Below are 24,830 nucleotides of genomic sequence, written 5' to 3' on the forward strand. Positions count from 1 at the left end.
TCCGGCGGGAGCCGCCGGCCGCTACACCGCCAGCGGCTCGCCGAGCACGAAACCGGGGTCGACCTGCGCCGCCAGGTCGGCCCCGGTCTTGGCGTTGCCCCAGCTCTCCGCGTTCCGCAGGTGGAAGTGGACCATCTGCCGCGTGTACCGCTCCCAGTCGCGGTGGGCGTACGAGTCGTCCGCCGCGTCCTGGAGGGCCTGGAGCGACATGCGGTTCTCCGCCTCCAGGAGCTCGAAGCGGGACGGGCGGCCCTTCTCCATGGCGCGGACCCAGTCCGAGTGGCCCACCGTCACGAGCAGGTCCTCCCCGACCTCCTCGCGCAGGAAGTCGAGGTCGTCCGGGCCCTGCACCTTGTTGCCGATGACCTTGAGCGCGACCCCGAAGTCCCGCGCGTACTCCTTGTACTGGCGGTAGACCGAGACCCCCTTGCGGGTCGGCTCCGCGACCAGGAAGGTCATGTCGAAGCGGGTGAAGAGGCCGGAGGCGAAGGAGTCCGATCCGGCCGTCATGTCGACGACCACGTACTCGTCGGGGCCGTCGACCAGGTGGTTGAGGCAGAGCTCCACCGCGCCGACCTTCGAGTGGTAGCAGGCGACCCCGAGGTCCGACTCCGTGAAGGGGCCGGTCGCCATCAGCCGGACCTCGCCGTCGTCGAGCCGGACCGGGCGCGCGCACGCCTCGTACACCGGATTGTCCTCGCGGACCCGCAGCAGCCGGGAGCCCTCCCCGGGCGGTGTCGTCTTGATCATGGTGTCGGCGGAGGCGATCCGCGGGTTGGCGCCCCGCAGGTACTCCTTGATGAGCGGCAGGTGCGCGCCCATCGCGGGCAGCTCGGCGGCCTCCGTCTCGGACAGGCCGAGGGCGGCGCCCAGGTGCTGGTTGATGTCCGCGTCGATGGCGACGACCGGAGCTTCGTTGGCGGCGAGGTGGCGGATGAAGAGCGAGGACAGCGTGGTCTTGCCGCTGCCGCCCTTCCCGACGAAAGCGATCTTCATGTTCACCTAGGGTAGCCGTATGATCGCCTTGCGTGGCCGGGTTGCGTGAAGAAGACCACTCCATCGTGGGGCGGGGCCGCCGGGCGCGTAGCCTCCCTACCTATGAGTACGCACGCCTCTGACCCCCTGGCCGCGCTCGGCTCCCTGCCGGGCGTCGCCGACGCGGTGGACTCCGTACGCAAGGCCGTCGACCGGGTCTACGGCCACCGCGTGATGCGCCGCCGCAGCAACGAGATCTCCTCCGAGGCGGCCCTGCGCGGCGCGCGCGGCTCGGCCGCCCTGTCCGGCGCCGACTGGGCCCTGGAGGAGGTCCGCCGGCGCACCGACTTCGGCGGCGCCGACCCCGAGGCCCGCACGGTCGGCGCCGCCCTGCGCCTGGGCGCCGAGGCCGGACAGCTCCTCTCCATCTGGCGCCAGTCGCCGCTGCGCGTGCTCGCCCGCCTCCACCTGGTCGCCGCGGGCGACCCGGACGACTCGGTCGGGCGGCCCCGGCTGGACGGCGAGCGGGTCGACGAGCCGCTGATCGAGGGCCCGGCACCGACGCCCGCCGAGGTCGCCGGACGGCTCGACGGCCTCGCGGAACTGATCGTCGCGGGCAGCGGGGCCCCGGCGCTCGTGACGGCCGCCGTGGTGCACGGCGAACTGCTCGCGCTGCGCCCCTTCACCTCGTACAACGGCCTGGTCGCGCGGGCGGCCGAGCGGATCGCGCTCGTCGGCAGCGGTCTCGACCCCAAGGCGATCTGCCCGGCCGAGGTCGGCCACGCGGAGCAGGGCCGGGCCGCGTACCTCGCCGCGTTCGAGGGCTATCTGTCGGGGACCCCGGAGGGTGTGGGCGGTTGGATCGCGCACTGCGGGCGCTCGGTCGAACTGGGGGTCCGGGAGTCGACGGCCGTCTGCGAGGCGCTCCAGCGCGGCGCGGCCTGAGGGCCGGACGGCGGGCTCGGGGCGGGAGCGCTCCGGCTCCAGGTCCTGAAAAGGGTTGCGGCGGTACCTGTTCGGTACCGCCGCTGGCACGTCCACCCAGTTACCAAGCGTCCTCGATATATGCCCATCAGGCCGGGAACTTTGCCCGTGGCCTGGTGCGGCTGGCCCGTAATCGACGGGTCGACGTCGCGTGGGTACCTGGCTTTCGTGCTAGGTCCGTGGGGCCTTCATGCTCAACAGGTGATCCTCTCGGATGTCCCAGGTCTCGCGGGCCTGATTCCTTTCTACTCCTCTTGGAGTGGAAGCGAAAGTGCTGGTCCCACTTCTTGGGGTTTCACTCAAATTCGGGCAAAGTCGGCGGCGGTCCGAGGGGCGGCGAGAGCCGTCTGCCGACGCCGGGCGGCGTACCAGACGATCCCGGCCCCGACGGCGGCCGCGCCCACGGCCGCCGCGGCGACGAGCGCGGGCCGGGGCGGCATCCGGAACTCGGGCAGCCGCTGCTTGAGGCGGACCGGCTTCTCGAAGGAGAGGACGGGCCACTCCCGGGCGACGGCCTCGCGGCGCAGCGTCCGGTCGGGGTTGACCGCGTGCGGGTGGCCGACGGCCTCCAGCATGGGGATGTCGGTCGCCGAGTCGCTGTACGCGTAGCAGCGCGAGAGGTCGTAACCCTCCGACTTCGCGAGCTCCCGGACGGCCTCGGCCTTCGTCGGCCCGTAGGCGTAGTACTCCACCTCCCCGGTGAAGCAGCCGTCCTCGCCGACCACCATCCGGGTGGCGACGACCCGGTCGGCCCCGAGCATCTCGCCGATCGGCTCGACCACCTCGGCGCCGGAGGTCGAGACGATGACGACGTCCCGGCCGGCGGCGTGGTGGGCCTCGATGAGGGAGGCGGCCTCGTCGTAGATGATCGGGTCGATCAGGTCGTGAAGGGTCTCGGCGACGAGCTCCTTCACCTGGGCGACGTTCCAGCCTTTGCAGAGCGCGGAAAGGTATTCGCGCATCCGCTCCATCTGGTCGTGATCGGCCCCGCCCGCCAGGAAGACGAACTGGATGTAGGCCGTCCGCAGGGCGGCACGGCGGCTGATCAGCCCGCCCCGGTAGAAGGACTTGCTGAAGGTCAGCGTCGAGGACTTCGCAATGACCGTCTTGTCCAGGTCAAAGAAGGCGGCTGTGCGCGGCAAGGAGTGGTTTTCCACGAGCCCGAGCATAGGTGCCCGCCATTCGGCGTACGCTGGGGCGCGTGGGTTTGCCTGAGAAGCCTCTCGGGTACACCATGGAAGTCACGGATCGTTCGCGACCGTGCTACCCCGGTCCGGCTCCTCCCCCCCCCGAGTCGGCCGGAGAGACGACCCCCGCTCTCCCCCCCGGCGGGGGTCGTCGCATGTCCGGAGCCGTTTCGGGCCTGAGTGACATCGCCCGCTCCCTTCTCTTCGCCCCTCGGCCGCCGGCCGGACATCGGGCTGTCGCGCTCCTGATTCCTCACTCAGAGTAACCGGCAGGATGCGTTCCGGGCAGTCTCCGGAGGGGTGGCGCAGTTATTCACAGGCCCGCCCTTATCCACAGTTTTTCGGTGGGATCCCCACGATTTCCCGGGCGGCCCCACGGTGATTCCTGTCGCGAAGTTCGCGACGGCGGGAATCACGAGAGGGGTGCGCCGTGGAGGCATCCAGGACTTCCGGGACCGGGAGCACGGTCCGGGGCACGTTGCCGGGAGGAGCCGGGGCGCGGGACGCCGGCCCTGGGGGAGTCGGTTCGCGAGGAGTCGGTCGGCAGGGAGTCGGTTCGCGAGGAGTCGGTCCGCGGCGGGCGGAGATCCCCGGGCCGGAGGCGCGGGACGTGGACGAGGTGCGGCGGGCCGGGCCGCTGATCGTCACCGAGGACCTCGGGCTGCTCGACGACCTCCTCCGGCTGTGCGCGGCGGCCGGGGTCGACCCCGAGGTGCACCACCGGGTGCCCGAGCGGCGGGCGAGCTGGACGGACCCGCCGCTCGTCCTGGTCGGTGACGACGTCGCCGCCCGCTGCCGGGGAGCGGTGCGCCGGCCGGGGACCGTCCTCGTCGGGCGCGACCGGGACGATCCGGAGGTGTGGCGGCTCGCCGTGGAGATCGGCGCGGAGTGCGTGCTGCGGCTCCCGGACGCCGAGGGACTCCTCGTGGACCGCATCGCCGACGCGGCCGAGGGGGTGGACCGGCAGGCGCTGACCGTCGGTGTCGTCGGCGGGCGCGGGGGCGCGGGCGCCTCCACCCTGGCCTGCGGCCTCGCCCTCGCCGCCGTCAGGACCGGGCGGCGCACCCTCCTCGTCGACGGCGACCCGCTGGGCGGCGGGCTCGACGTGCTGCTCGGCGGCGAGCGCGAGGAGGGCAGGCGGTGGCCCGACTTCGCCGCCTCGAAGGGCCGCCTCGCGGGCGGCGCCCTGGAGGAGTCCCTGCCGTCGGTGCGGGGCGTCCGGGTGCTCAGCTGGGGCAGGGAGCCCGCGCCGCCGGTGCCGCCCGAGGCCGTGCGGTCCGTGCTCGCCGCCGCCCGCCGCCGGGGCGGGGTCGTCGTGGTCGACCTGCCGCGCGGGGGCGACCGGCCGACCGCCGAGGCCCTGGCCCAGCTCGATCTCGGACTGCTCGTCGTGCCCGGGGAGTTGAGGGCCGTCGCGGCGGCCCACCGGGTGGCCTCGACCCTCGGGGCCGCCGTGCGCGACCTGCGGGCCGTGGTGCGCGGGCCGTACGCGACGGGGCTCGACGAGCGGTGGGTCGCCGACGCGCTGCGGCTGCCGCTCGTCGGCGAACTCCCCTACGACCCGGGGATCGTGGCCGACCAGGACGCGGGGCTCCCGCCGGGCGCCGAGCCCCGGGGGCCGCTCGGCCGGTTCTGCGCCGCCTTCTGGGAGCGCGCGCTCACGCCCGGCGGTGCGGCGTGACCGGGGCCTGGGACGGAAGCGGCGGTACGGGCCTGCTCGACGCCGTACGGCAGCGGCTCGCGGCCAGCGGGGCCGAGCCCACCCCGGCCCGGGTCGCGGCGGCGCTGCGGGCCCAGGGACGGCTGCTCGGCGACGCGGAGGTGCTCGGGGCGGCCGAGGAGCTGCGGTGCGAGCTGATCGGCACCGGCCCCCTCGAACCCCTGCTCGCCGACCCGGCGGTCACCGACGTCCTGGTCTCCGCCCCCGACCGGGTGTGGGTGGACCGGGGCACCGGACTCGAACGGGCCCCGGTGTCCTTCCCCGACGCCGCCGCCGTCCGCAGGCTCGCGCAGCGGCTCGCGGCCGTCGCCGGACGCAGGCTCGACGACGCCCGCCCCTGGGTGGACGCCCGGCTCCCCGACGGCACCCGCATGCACGCGGTGCTGCCGCCGGTGGCGGTCGGCTCGACCTGCCTCTCGCTGCGGGTGGTGCGCCCGCGCGCCTTCTCCCTGGACGAGCTGGCCGAGGCGGGCACGGTGCCGCCCGGCGGCGCCCGGGTCCTGCGGGCCCTGATCGACGCCCGGGTCTCGTACCTCGTCAGCGGCGGCACGGGCACGGGCAAGACCACGCTCCTCGCCTCCCTGCTCGGCCTGGTGGGGGAGCGGGAGCGGATCGTGCTCGCCGAGGACTCGGCGGAGCTGCGGCCCGATCACCCGCACGTGGTGCGCCTGGAGGCGAGGCCCGCCAACCAGGAGGGCGCCGGGCTCGTCACCCTGCGGGACCTGGTCCGGCAGGCGCTGCGGATGCGGCCCGACCGGCTGGTGGTCGGCGAGGTGCGCGGCGGGGAGGCCGTGGACCTCCTCGCGGCCCTCAACACGGGCCACGAAGGGGGCTGCGGGACGGTGCACGCCAACACGGCGGCGGACGTACCGGCCCGGCTCGAAGCCCTGGGGACGGCGGCCGGGCTCGACCGGGCCGCCCTGCACAGCCAGTTGGGCGCCGGGCTCTCCGTCGTGCTGCACCTCGTGCGGGACCGGGACGGGCGGCGGCGGATCGCCGAGGTCCACGTCCTGGAGCGCGACCGGGAGGGGCTGGTGCGGACGGTTCCCGCGCTGCGGTGGGGCGCGTCCGGGTTCGAACGGGAGCGGGGCTGGGAGCGGTTGAGGGCACTGATCGGAGGAGGAGCGCGGTGACGGCGGATCCGGAAGCGGTACGGGCCGCGGCGCAGGGTGTGGCGGCGCTCTGCGCGGGGCTCGCCCTGTGGTGGGTGGTCGAACGGCGGCGCGGGGCCGGCCGGGCGCGGGCCGTGCTCGCGGGCGGCCTGCCCGAGAGGTCCGGCGTCGGTGCGTGGGCGGTGGTGGTCGAGCGCGGGCAGGTCCTGCTGCGGGGGCGGCGCGCGTGGCTGTGCCTGCCGGTGGCGGGGGCCGTCGCGCTGCTCGGGGAGTCGCCGCTGCCGCTGGTGGCGGGGGCGCTCGCGGTGCCCCTGGTCGGGCGGCGGCTGCGGGCCGCCGGGCGGCGGAGGGAGGAGGAGGCGCGGGCCGAGCGGGTCGCGGCCCTGTGCGGGGCGGTCGTCGGGGAGCTGCGGGCCGGTTGGCAGCCCGCGCAGGCGCTGTCCTTCGCGGCCCGGGAGACCGGCGCCCTGGGCGGCGAGGAAGCGCGGGTGCTCGCGGCGGCCCGGTTCGGCGGGGACGTACCGGAGGCCCTGCGGAGGGCATCCCGGCAGGACGGCGCCGACGGCCTCGCGGGCATGGCGGCCTGCTGGCAGGTGGCCGTCGACGGGGGAGCGGGCCTGGCCGCCGGACTGGACCGGCTGGAGGCCTCCCTGCGGGGCCACCACGAGCAGCGGGAGCGGTTGCGGGCCGAACTGGCCGGGGCCTGGGCCACGGTCACCGTCCTCGCGCTGCTCCCGGCGGCGGGACTCGCCCTCGGTACGGCCCTCGGAGCCGACCCGCTGCGGGTGCTGCTCCACACCCCGGCCGGCCTGGGCTGCCTGGCCGTCGGCGGGGTCCTGGAGGCGGCCGGTCTCTGGTGGGCCGCGCGGATCGTACGAGGAGGGGAGCGGGCGTGATGCCGCTGGACGTTCTTCAGACGGGGGCGCTCCTGACGGCGGCGGTGTGCCTGTGTGCGCAAGGCGTTCGCGAGGTGCTGCGCGAGGTGTGGGCGCGCCGGACGCGGAGGCGGGCACGGAACCTCCTCGGGACGCCCGCCGCGTCACCCCGGAAGGCCCGGGCGGGGCTGCCGCCGTGGGTGGGGCTCTGGGCGGTGCCGGCCGTGGCGGTCGGCCTCGGCTGGGCGCTCCTCGGCGGGACCGCCGGTCTGGGCGCGGGAGTCCTGGTGGCCTGCGGGGTGCGAGGGCGGATCCCCGGCCGCCGGGCGCCGTCCGACCCGGACGGCGACGAGGAGGAGGCGGTACGGCATCTGCCGCTCGCAGCCGATCTCTTGGCGGCCTGCGCCGCCTCGGGAGCCGGGCCGGGAGAGGCGGTGGAGGCGGTGGGCCGGTCGCTGGGCGGCCCGCTCGGCGAGCGCCTGACCCGCACGGCGGCCGAACTGCGCCTCGGCGGCGAACCGGCCGAGGTGTGGCGGAGGTTCGGCGCCATACCGGGCGCCGCGGGGCTCGCCCGGTGCCTGGAGCGGTCCGGTTCCTCGGGAGCGCCCTCGGCGGAGGCCGTGGCGCGGTACGCGACGGCCCTGAGAGCGGCCCGCGCCCGTACGGCGGCGGCCGGGGCGCGCCGGGCCCAGGTCCTGATCAGCGCACCCGTGGGGCTCTGCTTCCTGCCGGCCTTCCTGGCGGTGGGCGTGGCCCCGGTGGTGATCGGCCTCGCGACGGGCCTGCTGCGCGGATGAGCACGCATGAGAACGACGACGAGACACGCACGACGAGACACGGCACGACGAGACACGGCACGACGAGACACAGCACGACGAGACACAGCACGACGAGACACGGCACGACCAGACACAGCACGACCAGACACGGCATGCCGAGACACGGCATGACGGAACGCGACGAGGAGAACGACATGGCGGTTACGGCGGCAGTGGTGGCAGCGGTGGTCAAGGAGCGGGTCGGCGGATGGTGGCGGGCGCGGCGGGAGGCCGCGCGCCGCGACGAGGGGATGAGCACGTCCGAGTACGCGGTGGGGACGATCGCGGCGGCGGCGTTCGCCGCGGTGCTCTACAAGGTCGTGACCAGCGGGACGGTCTCGGGAGCGCTGGAGTCGATGATCGGGAAGGCGCTCGATGCGTCGTTCTGACATGCGTCGTTCTGAGACGCGTCGTTCCGACCGGGGCTTCGCGACCGTGGAGGCGGCGATGGTCCTGCCCGTCCTGGCGCTGTTCACGGTGACCCTGCTCTGGGCGCTGGTCGCGGCCGCCGCGCAGATCCGGTGCGTGGACGCGGCGCGGGCGGGGGCGCGGGCGGCGGCCCGTTCCGAGCCGGTGGCCGCAGCGGAGGCTGCCGCGAGGACCGCGGCACCCGAGGGCGCCCGGGTGTCGGTGACGCGTTCGGGCGAGCTGTGGCGGGTGACGGTGGAGGCGGCGGCCCCCGGCCCCCGGGGCCTGGGCCTCACCCTGCGGGCGGACGCGGCGGCCCTCGCGGAGGACACCGGGTTCCTCGGGGAGGGCGCCGGGGTTCCCGCGGAGGGCGCGACGGACACGGACGGGGACCTGGGGCTCGGGGACCCCGGCACCGGGGGACCGGGAGCCGGGGAGCCTGCGGTCGAGGGAGCGGGGCTCGAGGGAGCGGGGCTCGGGGGAGCGGGGCTAGGGGGCCCGCCGTGACAGCCGGGCGTCGCCGCCCCGGCCGCCCCGGCCGCCAGGGTGACCGGGGTGACCGGGGTGACCGGGGTGTGGCGACCGTGTGGACGGCGTTCGCGGCCTGTGCGCTGTGCGTGGTGTTCGGGGTGGTGCTCGCCCTCGGCCAGGCGGTGGCGGCCCGGCACCGGGCCGGCGGGGCCGCCGATCTGGCCGCCCTCGCTGCCGCCGACCGGGCCCTGTGGGGCGAGGCCGAGGCGTGCGCCGCCGCCTCCCGGGTGGCCGGCGCGCAGGGTGCCGAGCTGGTGCGGTGCGCGGTGCGGGGCGAGCTGGCCGAGGTGGCCGCGCGGGTGGTGCGGGGCCCGTACCGGCCGGAGGTCAGGTCGCGGGCGGGGCCCCCGGGACTCCCGCCGGGCCTGTCCGGTCCGCAGGGCCTGACGGGTTCGCAGGGCCTGACGGGTCCGCAGAGTCCGCAGGGTCCGTCGGATCCGTCGGATCCGCAGGGCCTGCAGGGTCCGCCGGGTCGGCCGGGTCGGCCGGTGCCGCCTCCGAGCCCGCAGGCGCCCCCGGGCGGGCAGGCGCCTTCCGGCCCTCCGACCGCTCCCGATTTTCCCCCGGCTCCCGGCTCCCGGGCCGCTCCCGACCTTCCCCGGGCTCCCGGCCCTCCGACCGCTCCCGGCCTTCCTCCCCCGTCTCCCGGTCCTCCGGGGCCTCGCGGAGGAGTTCCGTGAGGAGGCGGACCGCGCCGCGCTTGTGGAGGGGGTCGTTGCCGTTGCCGCACTTCGGGGACTGGATGCAGGAGGGGCAGCCCGCCTCGCACTCGCAGGAGGCGATGGCCTCCCGGGTGGCCGTCAGCCAGGCGCGGGCCGTGTGGAAGGCCCGCTCGGCGAAGCCCGCGCCGCCCGGGTGCCCGTCGTACACGAAGACGGTGGGCAGCAGGGTGTCGGGGTGGAGCGGTACGGAGACGCCGCCGATGTCCCAGCGGTCGCAGGTGGCGAAGAGCGGCAGCATGCCGATGGAGGCGTGTTCGGCGGCGTGCAGGGCGCCGCCGAGGATCTCCGGGTTGATCCGGGCGGCGTCGAGCTGGTCCTCGGTGACCGTCCACCAGACGGCGCGGGTGCGCAGGGTGCGGGGCGGCAGGTCGAGCTTGGTCTCGCCGAGCACCTCGCCCGTGATGAGGCGGCGACGGAGGAAGGAGACGACCTGGTTGGTGACCTCGACGGAGCCGTAGCAGAGGCGGCCGGCTCCCCAGGGGATCTCGGTGTCGGTGTCGAGGACGGAGAGGGAGGTGGTGTCGCGGGCGGTGGTGGAGTACGGCGGGACGGCCTCCTCCACGAGGGCCACGGAGTCTTTGAGGTCGAGTTCCCGCACCAGGTAGGTGCGGCCCTGGTGGAGGTGGACGGCGCCCTCGTGGACGGAGGTGTGGGAGGCGGCCTCGTCGACCGTGCCGAGGAGGCGGCCGGTGCCGGCCTCCACGATCCGCACCGGGCTGCTGCCGCCGCCCCGGATGTCGGTGAGGTCCGCGGCCCGCTCGCGGCGGGTCCAGTACCAGCCGGTGGAACGGCGGCGCAGCAGGCCGGCGGTCTCCAGCTGGGGGAGCAGGCCGGGGACGGCCGGGCCGAAGAGGGCCAGGTCGGGTTCGGTCAGCGGCAGCTCCGCCGCCGCGGCGCACAGGTGGGGGGCGAGGACGTAGGGGTTGTCGGGGTCCAGGACGGTCGACTCGACCGGCTGTTCGAAGATCGCCTCCGGGTGGTGGACCAGGAAGGTGTCCAGCGGGTCGTCCCGGGCGACCATGATCGCGAGGGCGCCCTCGCCCGAGCGGCCGGCGCGGCCCGCCTGCTGCCACAGGGAGGCCCGGGTGCCCGGGTATCCGGCGATCAGGACGGCGTCCAGGCCGGAGACGTCCACGCCCAGCTCCAGGGCGGTCGTGGCGGCCAGGCCCAGGAGCTCCCCGGAGTGCAGGGACCGCTCCAGGGCGCGGCGCTCCTCGGGCAGGTAGCCGCCCCGGTAGGCGGCGACGCGGCGGGCCAGGGCGCGGTCGGTCTCGGCGAGGCGTTCCTGGGCGATCACCGAGATCAGCTCGGCGCCGCGCCGGGAGCGTACGAAGGCGACCGAGCGGACGCCCTGCCGGGTCAGGTCGGTCAGCAGGTCGGCGGTCTCGGCGGTGGCCGTGCGGCGGACGGGCGCGCCGCGCTCCCCGTGCAGCTCGGTCAGCGGCGGCTCCCACAGCGCGAAGACCAGCTCGCCGCGCGGGGAGGCGTCGTCGGAGACCTCGGTGACCGGCAGGCCGATGAGGCGGCCGGCGGCCCGGGCGGGGTCGGCGGAGGTGGCCGAGGCGAGGAGGAAGACCGGCTCGGAGCCGTACCGGGCGCAGATCCGGCGCAGGCGCCGCAGCACCTGGGCGACGTGGGAGCCGAAGACGCCCCGGTAGGTGTGGCACTCGTCGATCACGACGTAGCGCAGGGCGCGCAGGAAGGAGGACCACCGGGGGTGGGAGGGCAGGACGCCCCGGTGCAGCATGTCGGGGTTGGTCAGGACGAGGTTCGCGTACTGGCGGACCCACTCGCGCTCCTCGACCGGCGTGTCGCCGTCGTAGAGGGCGGGGCGGATCCGGTTGCCGAGCGGGGCGGCCAGTTCCCGCACGGCGCGCCGCTGGTCGGCGGCGAGGGCCTTGGTGGGGGCGAGGTAGAGGGCGGTGGCCCCGCGCCCGTTGGGGGCCTCGGAGCCGTCCAGGAGGGTGGTGAGGACCGGGGCGAGGTAGGCGAGCGACTTGCCCGAGGCGGTACCGGTGGCGATCACCACGGACTCGCCGTCGAGGGCGTGCTCGGCGGCCTGTGCCTGATGGGCCCACGGGTGCTCGATCCCGGCCTCCTGGATCGCCGCGATCACCTCCGGACGGATGCGGTGCGGCCAGACCGCATGACGACCCGCCCGGGCGGGCATGTGCTCCGTATGAGTGATGCGCGCGGCTCGGCTCTCGCCCGAGGAGAGCCGGTCGAGGACCATGCCGGGAGAGGGGCGGCTGCCCTTGTCCCCGGCGGGACGACTGGGGCGGTGATTCTTGGCCATCGGCATCGAGTGTGTCACTGCCATGACGGACAATGCTTCCAAGGCGTCGTGCATGGCTGTGGGTAAGTGATTGAATGCCATCGCGGCTGGCGATCCGTTCCTCGGCCCCGTCCGGGAGCCCCGAGAGAACGATCGCCCGATAGCAAGGTGCTGGAGGATCCGTGGACCTGTCCCTGTCGACTCGCAATGTGACCGGCGCTGGTGGTGACCGTACGGTCGTCGAGGTCGGTGGCGAGATTGATGTGTATACCGCGCCCAAGCTGCGCGAGCAGTTGGTCGAGTTGGTGAACGACGGCAGCTACCACCTGGTCGTCGATATGGAGAGCGTGGACTTCCTCGACTCCACCGGCCTCGGTGTGCTCGTCGGCGGCCTGAAGCGCGTCCGTGCCCACGAGGGCTCGCTGCGCCTCGTCTGCAACCAGGAGCGCATTCTCAAGATTTTCCGGATCACGGGTCTCACCAAGGTGTTCCCGATCCACACCTCGGTCGACGAGGCCGTCAACGCCGTCGACTGAGCCCAGGGGGTTCGCATGGCCACCGTTGAACTCCGCTTCAGCGCCCAGCCCGAGCACGTCCGGACGGCCCGCCTGGTGGCGGCCGCGGTGGCGCGCCGGGCGGGGGTGGACGAGGCGGTCCTCGACGAGGTGCGCCTCGCCGTCGGCGAGGCGTGTTCCCGTGCCGTCGGGCTGCACCGCAGCAACGACGTCACGACCCCCATCCGGGTCGTCCTGACCGAGGAGGAGAAGTCCTTCTCCATCGAGGTCGGCGACGAGGTGCCGGGTGCGGGGGTGGCGGCGGCCGATGCCGTCGGGGTTCCCGGCGCGCGCGCCGAGGCCCCGGTCGAGGACTTCGACGACGCCGACGGCGAGGACGAGATGGGTCTCGCGGTGATCCGCGGGCTCGTCGACGACGTCGAGGTGAGCGCCGGCACCGACGGCGGCACCCTCCGCATGACCTGGCCGGTGAGCCCGGCGGGCGTCCTGTCCTGAGACACGCCCGGACCCGCGGGACGCGGCGGTAGCGGCAGTACGAGAAGAGGCCCCGCCCTGCGGGGCCTCTTCTCGTACCCCGGTGCGCCCGGTCCAGGGCGGGGCGGCCGTGATTGGTGCATCCGCGCGGGGGTCTTCCGGGTCCCCGTATGTGCCGGTTCGTCTCCCTATGATCCGTCCCCATGGACCGATCCGCCCCCACGGACCCCGCTTCCCTCGCCCCGGACCCGGCTCTCCTCCCCATGGACCCCGTTTCCCTTCCCATGGATCCGGCTCTCCTCCCCATGGGCCCCGTTTCCCTTCCCATGGATCCGGCTCTCCTCCCCATGGGCCCCGCCTCCCTCCCCATGGATCCGGCTTCCCTCGCCACGGGCCCCGCTTTCCTCCTCAAGGGCCCCGCGGACCCGGCTCCCCTCGCCGCGGCGGTGCTCACCAGCGGGAACCGGGTGATCGTGGTCGTCGTCGCGGCCGTCGCCCTCGCCGCGCTGGTCGTCGCGTGGTTCTTCGCCCGCCGGGTGCTCGCGGCCGGCGAGGGCACCGAGAGGATGCGGGAGATCGCCGCCGCCGTGCAGGAGGGGGCCAACGCCTACCTCGCGCGGCAGCTGCGCACCCTCGCCCTCTTCGCCGCCGTCGTGTTCCTCCTGCTCTTCGCGCTGCCCGCCGACACCTGGTCGCAGCGCGCCGGACGGTCCCTGTTCTTCCTGGTCGGGGCGTTGTTCTCGGCGGTCACCGGGTACATCGGCATGCGGCTCGCCGTACGGGCGAACGTCCGGGTCGCCGCGGCGGCCAGGGACGCCGCCCCGGCGCCGGGCGAACCGGAGAAGGACCCGGCCGAGGTCGCGCACCGGGCCATGCGGATCGCCTTCCGCACGGGCGGGGTCGTCGGCATGTGCACCGTCGGCCTCGGGCTGCTCGGTGTCGCCTGCGTCGTCCTCGTCTACGCCGCCGACGCGCCCAAGGTCCTGGAGGGGTTCGGGCTCGGCGCGGCGCTCATCGCCATGTTCATGCGCGTGGGCGGCGGCATCTTCACCAAGGCCGCCGACGTCGGCGCCGACCTGGTCGGCAAGGTCGAGCAGGGCATCCCCGAGGACGACCCGCGCAACGCCGCCACCATCGCCGACAACGTGGGGGACAACGTCGGCGACTGCGCCGGCATGGCGGCCGACCTCTTCGAGTCGTACGCCGTCACCCTCGTCGCCGCGCTCATCCTCGGCAAGGCGGCCTTCGGCGACCACGGCCTCGCCTTCCCCTTGATCGTGCCCGCGATCGGCGTGGTCACCGCCGTGATCGGCGTCCTCGCCGTCTCGCCCCGGCGGACCGACCGCGGCGGGATGAGCGCGGTCAACCGCGGCTTCCTCGTCTCGGCGGTGATCTCGCTCGGGCTCGTCGCCGTGGCCGCCTTCGCCTACCTGCCGTCCTCCTACGCCGACCTGGAGGGCGTCACCGAGCCGGGCATCCCCGGCCACGGGGGCGACCCGCGCGTCCTCGCCCTGGTCGCCGTCGCCCTCGGCATCGTCCTCGCCGCGCTCATCCAGCAGCTCACCGGCTACTTCACCGAGACGAACCGGCGGCCCGTACGGGACATCGGGAAGTCCTCGCTCACCGGCCCCGCGACCGTCGTCCTCGCGGGCGTGGCCCTCGGCATGGAGTCCGCCGTCTACACGGCGCTCCTGATCGGGCTCACCGTCTACGGGGCGTTCCTGCTCGGCGGGACCTCGATCATGCTGGCGCTCTTCGCGGTCGCGCTCGCCGGGACGGGTCTGCTCACCACCGTCGGCGTGATCGTCGCCATGGACACCTTCGGTCCGGTCGCGGACAACGCCCAGGGCATCGCGGAGATGTCCGGGGACGTCGAGGGCGCGGGCGCGCGGGTCCTGACCGACCTGGACGCCGTCGGCAACACGACCAAGGCCATCACCAAGGGCATCGCCATCGCCACCGCCGTCCTGGCGGCCGCCGCGCTCTTCGGCTCGTACCGGGACGCCATCGCGACCGCGGTCGCCGACGTCGGCGCGGAGGCGGGCGGGCTGACGCTCTCGATGGACATCTCGCAGCCCAACAACCTCTTCGGCCTGATCCTCGGCTCCTCGGTCGTCTTCCTCTTCTCGGGCCTCGCGATCAACGCCGTGTCCCGGTCGGCGGGATCGGTGGTGTACGAGGTGCGGCGGCAGTTCCGCGAGCACCCCGGGATCATGGACTTCACCGAGAAGCCGGAGTACGGACGGGTCGTCGACATCTGCACCAAGGACGCGCTGCGCGAACTCGCCACGCCCGGCCTGCTCGCCGTGACGGCCCCGATCGCGGTGGGCTTCGCGCTCGGCGTCGGCCCGCTCGGCGCGTACCTCGCCGGGGCGATCGGGACGGGGGCGCTGATGGCGGTCTTCCTCGCCAACTCCGGTGGCGCCTGGGACAACGCGAAGAAGCTGGTCGAGGACGGGAACCACGGCGGCAAGGGCAGCGAGGCGCACGCGGCGACCGTCATCGGGGACACCGTCGGCGACCCGTTCAAGGACACGGCGGGACCGTCGATCAACCCGCTCCTGAAGGTGATGAACCTGGTCGCGCTCCTCATCGCCCCCGCGATCGTGCGGTTCGGCCACGGGGACGACGCGAACGCCTGGGCGAGGGGAGCCGTCGCCGCGGTCGCGCTGCTCGTCGTCGTCGCCGCCGTGCTCCTCTCCAAGAGGCGCTCGGTGGAGGTCTCCTGACGCGGGATCCGTCTCGCCCAGGGAGACGGCGGGGGAGACGTGAGCGGTCTCTCCCTTGGTTCAAAAGGCTTCAATAGCGGATGAATCGGTTGTACGAAAGGTGGAAGTAGCCCGTTCGGCGTGTATGTTCCGGGGCCGAGAGCCTTGGAAGGGACCGATCCGGTGAACAAAAAGCTTGCGGCCGCACTGTCCGGCGGCGCGGTACTGGTGCTCGCGCTGTCGGGTTGCAGCGACGACGAGGGCAACAAGGTGGACGACTGGGCGAAGACGTTCTGCGACCAGGCCAAGCCCCAGATCCAGAAGCGGGCCGACGCCCACCAGATCATCATCTCGACGGCGGCCGACAGCAAGCCCGCCGAGATCCAGGCCGCGGACTCGAAGGCGTTCCAGGACATCGCCAACGCCGACCGCGCCCTCGCGAAGGCCGTCGAGAGCGCCGGCGCCCCGCCCGTCGACAACGGCGAGAAGATCAAGCAGGACGCGATCAAGGAGCTCAACGAGACCGCGGTGGCCTACGAGGGGCTCAAGAAGCAGGTCGACGCCCTGGACCCGTCGAACCAGCAGAAGTTCGCGGACGGCCTCCAGAACGTCGCCAACGGGCTGACCAGGATCGAGAAGATGGACCAGAACGCCCTCGCCAAGCTGGAGGAGGGCGAACTCGGCAAGGCGATGGCCAAGCAGCCCGGCTGCCAGAAGCCCACCGCCTCGACCCCGCCGAAGTCCTCGGGCTCCGCCGCCCCGGGCGCCGGCGCCACCGCGGACGCGGGCGGCGCCGCCGAGCCCGTCCAGGGGACGTCCGCGAAGCCGAGCGGGTCGGCCACGGCCGCCAAGAGCGAGGAGTAGGCCTCCAGAGGCCCGTTCGTACGCCCTCCGACCGTTCCGTACGCCCTCCGACCGTTCCGTCCGTCCTCCGGCCCCCGGGCCGCGGAGGGCGGGCGAACGGGGGAGGAGGGCCGATCGGACGGCTGCCGTCCGGCATGGGTATCGGCATCGGCGGCTACCGATGCCGACACCGGTGGCCGCCGACACCGGTGGCCGCCGATACCGGTGGCCGCCGATGTCGATGGCGGCCGATGTCGGTGGCGGTTGTCACAATGGGGCGGTGAGTACGACCAGCCTGACTTCCCGCCTCCCGGTGCCCGCGCACGCCACCCATCTGCGCGAGGCGCTGCTCGCCGCCGACTTCACCGCCGACGGCCTGCTCGACCTGCTCGGCGCCCCCGCCTACGCGGCGCTCGCCCGCAGCGAGACCGTGCCCGCTCTGCGCGCCACCGGCGGTGACAGCCCGCTGGAGACCCTCGTCCGGCTCTTCCTGCTCCAGGAGCCCGTGGAGCACGCCCGGGCCGCCGCCGCGCTCCCGCTGGACGAGGCCGTCGCCGACGGCTGGGTGGTCCGCGAGGACGACACCGTGCGCGCCACCGTCGACGTCCGGCCGTACGGCGGGCCCGACGGCGAGGACTGGTTCATCGTCTCCGACCTGGGCTGCGCCGTCGGCGGCGCCGGCGGCATCGGCAAAAAGGACGAGGGGGTCGTCCTCGGCGTCGGCGGCGCCTCCACCACCCTGGCCGGCATCACCGTCCGTACGCCGGTCTCCTCCGCGCTCGACCTCGGCACCGGCTCCGGCATCCAGGCGCTGCACGCCGCCCAGCACGCCACCCGGGTCACCGCCACCGACCTCAACCCGCGCGCCCTGGACTTCACCCGGCTCACGCTCGCCCTCTCCGGGGCCACGGAGGCCGAGCTGGTCGCGGGCTCGCTCTTCGAGCCGGTCGGTGACGACACGTACGACCTGATCGTCTCCAACCCGCCGTTCGTGATCTCCCCCGGCGCCGGACTCACCTACCGGGACGGCGGGATGGGCGGTGACGACCTGTGCCGCACGCTCGTGCAGCAGGCGGGCGAGCGGCTGAACGACGGCGGGTACGCCCAGTTCCTCGCCAACTGGCAGCACGTGGACGGCGAGGAGTGGCAGGAGCGGCTGCGGTCCTGGGTGCCGCGCGGTTGCGACGCCTGGATCGTGCAGCGGGAGGTCCAGGACGTCACCCAGTACACCGAGCTGTGGCTGCGGGACAGCGGTGACCACCGGGGCGACCCGGCCGCCTACCGGGCCGCGTACGCCCGCTGGCTCGACGAGTTCGAGGCCCGCAAGACGCGCGCGGTCGGCTTCGGCTGGATCACGATCCGGCGGAACGGAGCGGTGGCGTCCGGCGCGGTCGAGCCCTCGATCGTGATCGAGGAGTGGCCGCACCCGGTCGAGCAGCCCCTCGGACCCACCGTCCGCGCCCACTTCGAGCGCCAGGACTACCTGCGGACCCACGACGACGCCGCCCTCCTCGCCGACCGGTTCACGCTCGCGCCCGAGGTGGTCCAGGAGCAGGTCGGCCTGCCCGGCGCCGAGGACCCGGAGCACGTGGTGCTCCGGCAGAACCGGGGCATGCGCCGCGCGACCCGGGTGGACCACGTCGGCGCAGGGTTCGCCGGAGTCTGCGACGGCACTCTCAGCGCGGGCCGCATCCTCGACGCCATCGGCCAGTTGATGGGCGAGGACCCGGTCCTGCTGCGCGACCGCACCCCGCAGGCGATCCGGCTCCTCGTCGAGGAGGGCTTCCTGCTGCCCGTCGGGGAAGGGGCCGCGGAAGAGGGCGCGTGAGACGGGTCGGGCCGGCCGTTCGACACGGGGCGAACCGGCCGTTCGACGCGGACCGCGCCGGCCGTTCGACGAGGGTCGCGCCGCACGCCTGATCCGGATCGGGCCCTTCGTCCGGGCCCGAAAGGCCGGGCACGCATGTTCCGTTTCCCGGTGCCGCCCGGCTCGTGGCCGTCGGCGGAACGATCTCCCGCCGGGCGCCGTCCGACGTGGCCGCCCCGCCGATGCCCGTCGGAACACCGCTGGTCGGGCCCCTCTTCCAGGTTTTCCTCTCCGTCCACCCGCGCGGGTGGACGGACGCCGCCGACGACCGCTCCCCCTCCGCGGAAACGCCGCCTCCGCGGCTTCCGCCTCCCGCGCGCGGGGCGACACGACCGACGGACCGCTCGTCGGCCTCTTCGTACGCGCCGGCACCGGGCCGCGTCGGCGTGATGCGAGCGGCGTGATGCGTGCGTCGCGGTGTGAGGAAAGAGGGGAGTGACATGAGCGACAGATGAGGGGGCAGGCGGGGGAGCGGCGGGAGCGGGAGGAGTGAGGGGCGGGTCACTACCGGCCATCTTCGTGAAACCCGGCCGGGTGGCCCACGGCGTTCACCTGGAGTTCGCGCCCGCGTCTTCCGGGGGTGCGAGCCTCCCCTCCGGGAGACGAATCACCGCACGTGGACGGAACGGGGTACGGGCATGGAGAGCGGGCCGGCGATCTTCGCGGGAGCGGCGTTCACGCTGTTCGGAGGCGCGCTGCTGCTGTGGACCACCGTGCGCGCGCTGCACCGCGAGCCCGTCGCGCACGGCATCCCGCCGCGCACCGCGGTCGCGCTGACGAGCCTCTCCGGGGCCGCCTCCCTCGCCCTCGGCGTCTGGTGCTTCGGGCGCCTCTGACCTCCTCCTCCGGTCCCGCCGCCGATCACCGGCGCGCACGCCCCGCCCCGCCGGTCCGGGAGTCCGGGCGGCAGGAATGCCAGGACTCGGGTTACCGTTCGAGTGGCCGTTGCGGGCTTTTGCCGTTTGACACGGGGGCGGGTTGTACCGTCACACTCCGCAGCGACGGGAGCGTCACCGTCCGTGCCGCTGCCGTGCGTGCCGGCGCCGTACGTGCCCGGTACGCGCGCCGTACGTGCCCTGAGAGTGCCGAACCGGAGAGAAGAGCGAAGTTGTCCCCGACCAGCGAGACCGCACACGGCGGCCGCCGACTCGTCATCGTCGAGTCGCCTGCCAAGGCGAAGACGATCAAGGGCTACCTCGGCCCCGGCTACGTCGTCGAGGCGAGCGTCGGGCACATCCGCGACCTCCCCAGCGGCGCCGCCGAGGTGCCCGAGAAGTACACCGGCGAGGTGCGCCGCCTCGGGGTCGACGTCGAGCACGACTTCCAGCCCGTCTACGTCGTCAACGCCGACAAGAAGGCGCAGGTCAGGAAGCTCAAGGAGCTGCTCGCCGAGTCCGACGAGCTCTACCTCGCCACCGATGAGGACCGCGAGGGCGAGGCCATCGCGTGGCACCTCCAGGAGGTCCTGAAGCCCAAGGTCCCGGTCCACCGGATGGTCTTCCACGAGATCACCAAGGACGCGATCCAGGCCGCCGTCGCCAACCCGCGCGAGCTCAACCAGCGCATGGTCGACGCCCAGGAGACCCGCCGCATCCTCGACCGCCTCTACGGCTACGAGGTCTCGCCGGTCCTGTGGAAGAAGGTCATGCCCCGGCTCTCCGCAGGCCGCGTGCAGTCCGTCGCCACCCGGCTCGTCGTCGAGCGCGAGCGCGAGCGCATCGCCTTCCGCTCCGCCGAGTACTGGGACCTCACCGGCACCTTCTCCACCGGCCGCAAGGGTGACGCCTCCGACCCGTCCTCGCTGGTCGCGCGCCTCGCGGCGGTCGACGGCCGGCGCGTCGCGCAGGGCCGCGACTTCGGCCCCGACGGGCAGCTGAAGACCGCGAACGTCCTCCACCTGGACGAGCAGAACGCGCGGGCGCTCGCCGCCGCGCTCGCCGACACCGCGTTCTCCGTGCGCTCGGTCGAGTCGAAGCCGTACCGCCGCTCCCCGTACGCCCCCTTCCGGACCACCACCCTCCAGCAGGAGGCGAGCCGCAAGCTGGGCTTCGGTGCGAAGGCGACCATGCAGGTGGCGCAGAAGCTGTACGAGAACGGCTTCATCACCTACATGCGTACGGACTCCACGATCCTGTCCGACACCGCCGTCTCGGCGGCCCGGGCGCAGGTCACGCACCTGTACGGAGCCGACTACCTGCCGGAGAAGCCCCGCGTCTACGCGGGCAAGGTCAAGAACGCGCAGGAGGCGCACGAGGCGATCCGGCCTTCGGGTGATCGTTTCCGCACTCCGGCGGAGACCGGTCTGACCGGCGACCAGTTCAAGCTGTACGAGCTGATCTGGAAGCGGACCGTCGCCTCCCAGATGAAGGACGCGACCGGAAACTCGGTCACCGTGAAGATCGGCGGCCGGGCCTCCGACGGCCGCGACGCCGAGTTCAGCGCCTCCGGCAAGACCATCACCTTCCACGGCTTCATGAAGGCGTACGTGGAGGGGGCCGACGACCCGAACGCCGAGCTCGACGACCGCGAGCGGCGCCTGCCGCAGGTCGCCGAGGGCGACGCGCTGTCCGCCGAGGAGATCACGGCGGACGGCCACGCGACCAAGCCGCCGGCCCGCTACACCGAGGCCTCGCTGGTCAAGGAGCTGGAAGAGCGCGAGATCGGCCGCCCGTCGACGTACGCCTCGATCATCGGCACCATCCTCGACCGCGGCTACGTCTTCAAGAAGGGCACGGCGCTCGTGCCGTCCTTCCTGAGCTTCGCCGTCGTCAACCTCCTGGAGAAGCACTTCGGGCGGCTCGTCGACTACGACTTCACCGCCCGCATGGAGGACGACCTCGACCGCATCGCGCGCGGCGAGGCCCAGTCCGTGCCGTGGCTGAAGCGCTTCTACTTCGGCGAGGGCGGGACCGCGGGCGAGGGCGGCGCGGCGGACGCCGGGAACGGCGACGGCGACCACCTCGGCGGCCTCAAGGAGCTCGTCACCGACCTCGGCGCCATCGACGCGCGCGAGATCTCCTCCTTCCCCGTCGGCAACGGCATCGTGCTCCGCGTCGGCCGCTACGGCGCGTACGTGGAGCGCGGCGAGAAGGGCCAGGAGGAGTACCAGAAGGCCGACGTGCCCGACGACCTCGCGCCCGACGAGCTGACCGTCGAGCTCGCCGAGGAGCTGCTCGCCAAGCCGAGCGGCGACTTCGAGCTGGGCGCCGACCCCGTCAGCGGCAACCAGATCGTCGCGAAGGACGGCCGCTACGGCCCGTACGTCACCGAGATCCTGCCCGAGGGCACCCCGAAGACCGGCAAGAACGCGGTCAAGCCGCGCACCGCCTCGCTCTTCAAGTCGATGTCCCTCGACACGGTGACCCTGGAGGAGGCGCTCAAGCTGATGTCCCTGCCCCGGGTCGTCGGCGCGGACGCCGAGGGCGTCGAGATCACCGCGCAGAACGGCCGCTACGGCCCGTACCTGAAGAAGGGCACGGACTCGCGGTCGCTCACCGACGAGGAGCAGCTCTTCAGCATCACGCTCGACGAGGCCCTCGCGATCTACGCCCAGCCGAAGCAGCGGGGCCGGGCCGCGGCCAAGCCGCCGCTGAAGGAGCTGGGCACCGACCCGGTCAGCGAGAAGCCCGTGGTCGTCAAGGACGGGCGGTTCGGCCCGTACGTGACCGACGGCGAGACGAACGCGACGCTGCGGACCGGCGACAGCGTGGAGACGATCACGCCCGAGCGCGGTTACGAGCTCCTCGCGGAGAAGCGGGCCAAGGGACCGGCCAAGAAGACCGCCAAGAAGGCCCCGGCGAAGAAGACGGCCGCGAAGAAGGCCACCCCCGCCAAGAAGACGGCGGCCAAGAAGACGGCCGCGAAGAAGACGACGGCGGCGAAGAGCACGACGGCGAAGACCGCGGCGGCGAAGAAGACCACCGCGTCCGCGAAGACGGCGTCCGCGAAGACGGAGTAGTCCCTCCGGGGCGACCCGGGACGACCACGAGGGGCGGGGGCCGACGGCCTCCGCCCCTTCGCCGTCCCCTCCGTCTCCCTCCTGTCACAGCCTCGTCCGGATGTTCGGGCGGGGGCCACGGGGAGTAAGGCCGTCCGGATAGGGTGGACGGATGACGCGAGCAGAGCAGCCAGACCGTCTCGGCGATTCCGACGCCGCACTCGTCGCGGATTCCCGGGAGCGCGCCGTACGCGCCCTCTTGCGCCACCAGCCGCTGCGCCGGCTGTGGAGCGCCCATCTGCTCGGCAGTACCGGCGACGCCCTCGCCCTCCTCGTCCTCGTCCTCCTCGGTTTCCAGGCGGCCGTGACGGAGGACGCGCTCGGGGGCGGCTACCGGGGGGCCGCGTTCGCCGTGGCCGCCGTCGTCGGCGCGCGCCTGCTGGCCTCGGTCCTCTTCGGGGCCGTCCTCCTCGGACCGCTCATCGCCCTCACCGGGCCCGGCGGGAAGCTCGACCGGCGCTGGACCATGATCGGCGCCGACGGCGTGCGGATCGCGCTCCTCGTCATCGCGCCGCTGTGGATCGACTGGACCCCCGGCAGCGCCCTCTGGTACCTGCTCGGCACCGTCTTCGTCACCGGCGCGGCCGAACGGCTCTGGACGATCAGCCGCGAGGGCGCCGCGCCCGCGCTGCTGCCCGCCCCGCCGCCGGAGGGCGCCGCCGTACGGCCGCTGCCCGACCACCTCGGCGCGCTGCGCACGCTGTCCCTGCGCACCGGCTTCCTGTCCGTCCCGGCCGCGGCCGTCGTCCTGCTCGTCGCCACGCTCGTCGGCGAGCTGCTGGGCGTCGGACTCGACTGGTTCTCGCTGCACAGCGCCGCCCTCGGCTCGTACGTCGCCGCCGGCCTGTTCGCCGCCTCCGTCACCGTCCTGTACGCGATGGCCCTGCCCGGCGGGGGGACCCCCCGGCCCCGGTCGCCCCTGGAGGGGCTGCGCCGGCCGTCCGCGAAGACGACGGACCCCGACAAGGACGACAAGGGCGACAAGGGCGGCAAGGGCGGCAAGGGCGGTGCCGCGGAGAAGGCCGGCCGCACCGGGGTCCTGTCCCTCCTCGTCCTCGCCTGCGCCACCGTCGCCGGGGCGATCGCCGCGGCCGCGTCCGTCGCCGTGCTCCACGCGGACGACCTGGGCGGCGGCCCCGTCGCGTACGCCCTCCTGATCCTGGCCCTCAGCGGCGCCACCGCCGTCGGCATCCGCACCGCGGGCTCCGTGCTGCCCGTCCTGTCCCGGCGCCGGCTGCTCGCCCTCGCGATCACCGTCACCGGGGTCGCCCTGATCGCCGCGGGCCTGGTCCCGGACACGGCGACCGTCCTGTTCCTCTCCGTCCTCGCCGGATACGCGGCCGGGGTCGCCGCCCGCACCGGCCACGTCCTGATCGACCAGGAAACCGAGGAGCCCCGCCGGGCCCGGACCACCGAGCACCTCCAGGCCACCGCCCGCTTCGCGATGGGCGTCGGCGCGCTCGTCGCCCCGCTGCTCGCCGCCGCTATCGGGCCGCACCGGCTCGCCTCCGGCAGCTCCGTCCTGGAGCACGGCGGCGCCGCCTTCACGCTCGCCCTCACCGGCGCCCTGCTGCTCCCGGTCGCCGCGCTCGTCCTCGCGAAGGCCGACGACCGGGCGGGCGTCCCGCTCCGGCGCGACCTGCGCGACGCGCTGCGCGGCTCCGACCCGGCCCAGGCGCCGTCCCCGACCGGCTTCTTCATCGCCCTGGAGGGCGGCGACGGCGCCGGGAAGTCCACCCAGGTCCAGGCGCTCGCCGACTGGATCCGGGCCAAGGGCCACGAGGTCGTCGTCACCCGCGAGCCCGGCGCCACGCCGATCGGCAAGCGGCTCCGCTCGATCCTCCTCGACGTGTCGTCGGCGGGGCTCTCGAACCGGGCCGAGGCCCTCCTGTACGCGGCCGACCGCGCCGAGCACGTCGACTCGCTGGTCCGGCCGGCCCTGGAGCGGGGCGCGATCGTCCTCTCCGACCGGTACATCGACTCGTCCGTCGCCTACCAGGGCGCGGGCCGCGACCTCTCCCCGACCGAGATCGCCCGCATCTCCCGCTGGGCCACCGACGGCCTCGTCCCGCACCTGACCGTCGTGCTCGACGTCTCCCCGGAGACCGCGCGGGAACGGTTCACCGAGGCGCCCGACCGGCTGGAGTCCGAGCCGCCGGAGTTCCACGCGCGCGTGCGGGCCGGTTTCCTCGCCCTCGCGGCCGCCGACCCCAGCCGCTACCTCGTCGTCGACGCCGGCCAGGAGCCGGAGGCCGTCACCACCGTCGTGCGCCACCGGCTCGACCGGATGCTGCCGCTCTCCGAGGCCGAGGTGAAGGCCGCCGAGGAGGCCCGCCGCAAGGCGGAGGAGGAGGCGCGGCGCAGGGCCGAGGAGGAGGCCGCCCGCAAGGCCGAGGAGGAGCGCCTGGAGCGCGAGCGCCAGGCGCAGCTCGCCAAGCTGCGCGCCGAGGAGGAGGAGCGCAAGCGGCGCGAGGAGGAAGAGGCGCGCCGCCTGGAGGCCGAACGGCAGGCGGAGGAGGCCCGCCGGAAGGCCGAGGAGGAGCGGATCGCCGCCGAGGAGGAGCGCAAGCGCCTCGCGGCGGAGGAGAAGGCCCGCAAGGAAGAGGAGGAGCGGCTCCGCAAGGAGGCCGAGGAGGAGGCCCGGCTGCGGGCCGAGGCCGAGGCGCGCCGCCTGGAGAAGCAGCGCAAGGCCGAGGAGGCCCTGCTCCGCGCCGAGGAGGCCCGCCGGGCCGCCGAGGCCGCCGCCGCCGCGAAGGCGGCGGAGGAGGCCGCGGCGAAGGCGGCCGCGGAGAGGCTCGCGGCCGAGGCCGCCGCGAAGG

18 protein-coding genes and 1 pseudogene are annotated in these 24,830 nt (G+C 74.3%); 16 read left to right on the top strand and 3 right to left on the bottom strand.

The annotated features are described in order from the left end of the window. Nucleotides 1–21 precede the first annotated feature (21 nt). Nucleotides 22–996: an ATP-binding protein gene (locus tag ACWGSR_RS05075; protein ID WP_453563603.1), complete on the bottom strand. Its 975-nt coding sequence runs from the start codon at nt 994–996 to the stop codon at nt 22–24. Between the two features lie 102 nt (nt 997–1,098). On the opposite strand from ACWGSR_RS05075, the gene ACWGSR_RS05080 reads away from it, so the two are divergent. Continuing rightward, nucleotides 1,099–1,920: a Fic family protein gene (locus ACWGSR_RS05080; RefSeq protein ID WP_376233554.1), complete on the top strand. Its 822-nt coding sequence runs from the start codon at nt 1,099–1,101 to the stop codon at nt 1,918–1,920. A 338-nt stretch (nt 1,921–2,258) separates the two neighbouring features. On the opposite strand, the gene ACWGSR_RS05085 is transcribed toward ACWGSR_RS05080, so the two are convergent. Further along, complete coding sequence (locus ACWGSR_RS05085) at nt 2,259–3,128, bottom strand: HAD family hydrolase (protein ID WP_376233556.1); 870 nt, start codon at nt 3,126–3,128, stop codon at nt 2,259–2,261. A gap of 628 nt (nt 3,129–3,756) precedes the next feature. On the opposite strand from ACWGSR_RS05085, the gene ssd reads away from it, so the two are divergent. The 7 genes and pseudogenes from ssd to ACWGSR_RS05120 all read left to right on the top strand — a co-directional run. Then, nucleotides 3,757–4,827, top strand: a complete 1,071-nt coding sequence (ssd, locus tag ACWGSR_RS05090; RefSeq protein WP_453563606.1) for a septum site-determining protein Ssd — start codon at nt 3,757–3,759, stop codon at nt 4,825–4,827. Continuing rightward, on the top strand, nt 4,824–5,999 hold the full coding sequence (locus ACWGSR_RS05095) for a TadA family conjugal transfer-associated ATPase (RefSeq protein WP_453563609.1): 1,176 nt from the start codon (nt 4,824–4,826) through the stop codon (nt 5,997–5,999). The genes ssd and ACWGSR_RS05095 overlap by 4 nt, the downstream gene beginning before the upstream one ends. Then, the gene (locus ACWGSR_RS05100; RefSeq protein WP_453563611.1) at nt 5,996–6,874 is read left to right on the top strand and encodes a type II secretion system F family protein; all 879 of its coding nucleotides are present in this window, start codon (nt 5,996–5,998) and stop codon (nt 6,872–6,874) included. Before ACWGSR_RS05095 ends, ACWGSR_RS05100 begins: the two co-directional genes overlap by 4 nt. After that, the gene (locus ACWGSR_RS05105; RefSeq protein ID WP_453563614.1) at nt 6,874–7,650 is read left to right on the top strand and encodes a type II secretion system F family protein; all 777 of its coding nucleotides are present in this window, start codon (nt 6,874–6,876) and stop codon (nt 7,648–7,650) included. Before ACWGSR_RS05100 ends, ACWGSR_RS05105 begins: the two co-directional genes overlap by 1 nt. A 176-nt stretch (nt 7,651–7,826) precedes the next feature. Then, a complete protein-coding gene (locus tag ACWGSR_RS05110) occupies nt 7,827–8,060 on the top strand; it encodes a DUF4244 domain-containing protein (RefSeq protein ID WP_376233739.1) in 234 nt (77 codons plus the stop codon). A gap of 1 nt (nt 8,061) precedes the next feature. After that, complete coding sequence (locus ACWGSR_RS05115) at nt 8,062–8,586, top strand: TadE family type IV pilus minor pilin (protein ID WP_453563617.1); 525 nt, start codon at nt 8,062–8,064, stop codon at nt 8,584–8,586. A 77-nt stretch (nt 8,587–8,663) separates the two neighbouring features. Next, nucleotides 8,664–8,897: pseudogene (locus ACWGSR_RS05120) on the top strand (Rv3654c family TadE-like protein); the annotation flags it as partial. Between the two features lie 40 nt (nt 8,898–8,937). On the opposite strand, the gene ACWGSR_RS05125 reads toward ACWGSR_RS05120, so the two are convergent. Beyond that, complete coding sequence (locus ACWGSR_RS05125) at nt 8,938–11,709, bottom strand: DEAD/DEAH box helicase (RefSeq protein ID WP_453563619.1); 2,772 nt, start codon at nt 11,707–11,709, stop codon at nt 8,938–8,940. Nucleotides 11,710–11,789: 80 nt separating this feature from the next. On the opposite strand from ACWGSR_RS05125, the gene ACWGSR_RS05130 reads away from it, so the two are divergent. The 8 genes from ACWGSR_RS05130 to tmk form a co-directional block, all read left to right on the top strand. Then, nucleotides 11,790–12,143 (top strand): STAS domain-containing protein, encoded by a 354-nt coding sequence (locus ACWGSR_RS05130; RefSeq protein WP_030205962.1) that lies wholly within the window; start codon nt 11,790–11,792, stop codon nt 12,141–12,143. A 15-nt stretch (nt 12,144–12,158) separates the two neighbouring features. After that, nucleotides 12,159–12,617 (top strand): ATP-binding protein, encoded by a 459-nt coding sequence (locus ACWGSR_RS05135; RefSeq protein WP_366373614.1) that lies wholly within the window; start codon nt 12,159–12,161, stop codon nt 12,615–12,617. A gap of 347 nt (nt 12,618–12,964) precedes the next feature. Then, the gene (locus tag ACWGSR_RS05140; protein ID WP_453563671.1) at nt 12,965–15,325 is read left to right on the top strand and encodes a sodium-translocating pyrophosphatase; all 2,361 of its coding nucleotides are present in this window, start codon (nt 12,965–12,967) and stop codon (nt 15,323–15,325) included. 162 nt (nt 15,326–15,487) lie between these two features. Then, nucleotides 15,488–16,168: a small secreted protein gene (locus ACWGSR_RS05145; protein ID WP_453563622.1), complete on the top strand. Its 681-nt coding sequence runs from the start codon at nt 15,488–15,490 to the stop codon at nt 16,166–16,168. A gap of 220 nt (nt 16,169–16,388) precedes the next feature. Further along, on the top strand, nt 16,389–17,975 hold the full coding sequence (locus ACWGSR_RS05150; protein WP_453563673.1) for a DUF7059 domain-containing protein: 1,587 nt from the start codon (nt 16,389–16,391) through the stop codon (nt 17,973–17,975). A 677-nt stretch (nt 17,976–18,652) separates the two neighbouring features. Beyond that, the gene (locus tag ACWGSR_RS05155) at nt 18,653–18,850 is read left to right on the top strand and encodes a hypothetical protein (RefSeq protein WP_366373622.1); all 198 of its coding nucleotides are present in this window, start codon (nt 18,653–18,655) and stop codon (nt 18,848–18,850) included. 272 nt (nt 18,851–19,122) lie between these two features. Beyond that, nucleotides 19,123–21,972, top strand: coding sequence for a type I DNA topoisomerase (topA, locus tag ACWGSR_RS05160; protein WP_453563625.1), 2,850 nt, complete (start codon nt 19,123–19,125; stop codon nt 21,970–21,972). A 151-nt stretch (nt 21,973–22,123) separates the two neighbouring features. Continuing rightward, on the top strand, nt 22,124–24,830 hold a 2,707-nt coding region (tmk, locus tag ACWGSR_RS05165), incomplete at its 3' end, for a dTMP kinase (RefSeq protein WP_453563627.1).

It is taken from the genome of Streptomyces sp. NPDC055632 (genome assembly GCF_053618675.1).

Excerpts from the sequence above, each read along its gene's own strand:
- ACWGSR_RS05075 (WP_453563603.1), bottom strand. The coding sequence starts at position 996 with ATGAAGATCGCTTTCGTCGGGAAGGGCGGCAGCGGCAAGACCACGCTG.
- ACWGSR_RS05080 (WP_376233554.1), top strand. The coding sequence starts at position 1,099 with ATGAGTACGCACGCCTCTGACCCCCTGGCCGCGCTCGGCTCCCTGCCG.
- ACWGSR_RS05085 (WP_376233556.1), bottom strand. The coding sequence starts at position 3,128 with ATGCTCGGGCTCGTGGAAAACCACTCCTTGCCGCGCACAGCCGCCTTC.
- ACWGSR_RS05105 (WP_453563614.1), top strand. The coding sequence starts at position 6,874 with ATGCCGCTGGACGTTCTTCAGACGGGGGCGCTCCTGACGGCGGCGGTG.
- ACWGSR_RS05110 (WP_376233739.1), top strand. The coding sequence starts at position 7,827 with ATGGCGGTTACGGCGGCAGTGGTGGCAGCGGTGGTCAAGGAGCGGGTC.
- ACWGSR_RS05115 (WP_453563617.1), top strand. The coding sequence starts at position 8,062 with ATGCGTCGTTCTGAGACGCGTCGTTCCGACCGGGGCTTCGCGACCGTG.
- ACWGSR_RS05125 (WP_453563619.1), bottom strand. The coding sequence starts at position 11,709 with ATGGCATTCAATCACTTACCCACAGCCATGCACGACGCCTTGGAAGCA.
- ACWGSR_RS05135 (WP_366373614.1), top strand. The coding sequence starts at position 12,159 with ATGGCCACCGTTGAACTCCGCTTCAGCGCCCAGCCCGAGCACGTCCGG.
- ACWGSR_RS05140 (WP_453563671.1), top strand. The coding sequence starts at position 12,965 with ATGGATCCGGCTTCCCTCGCCACGGGCCCCGCTTTCCTCCTCAAGGGC.
- ACWGSR_RS05150 (WP_453563673.1), top strand. The coding sequence starts at position 16,389 with ATGGCGGCCGATGTCGGTGGCGGTTGTCACAATGGGGCGGTGAGTACG.
- ACWGSR_RS05155 (WP_366373622.1), top strand. The coding sequence starts at position 18,653 with ATGGAGAGCGGGCCGGCGATCTTCGCGGGAGCGGCGTTCACGCTGTTC.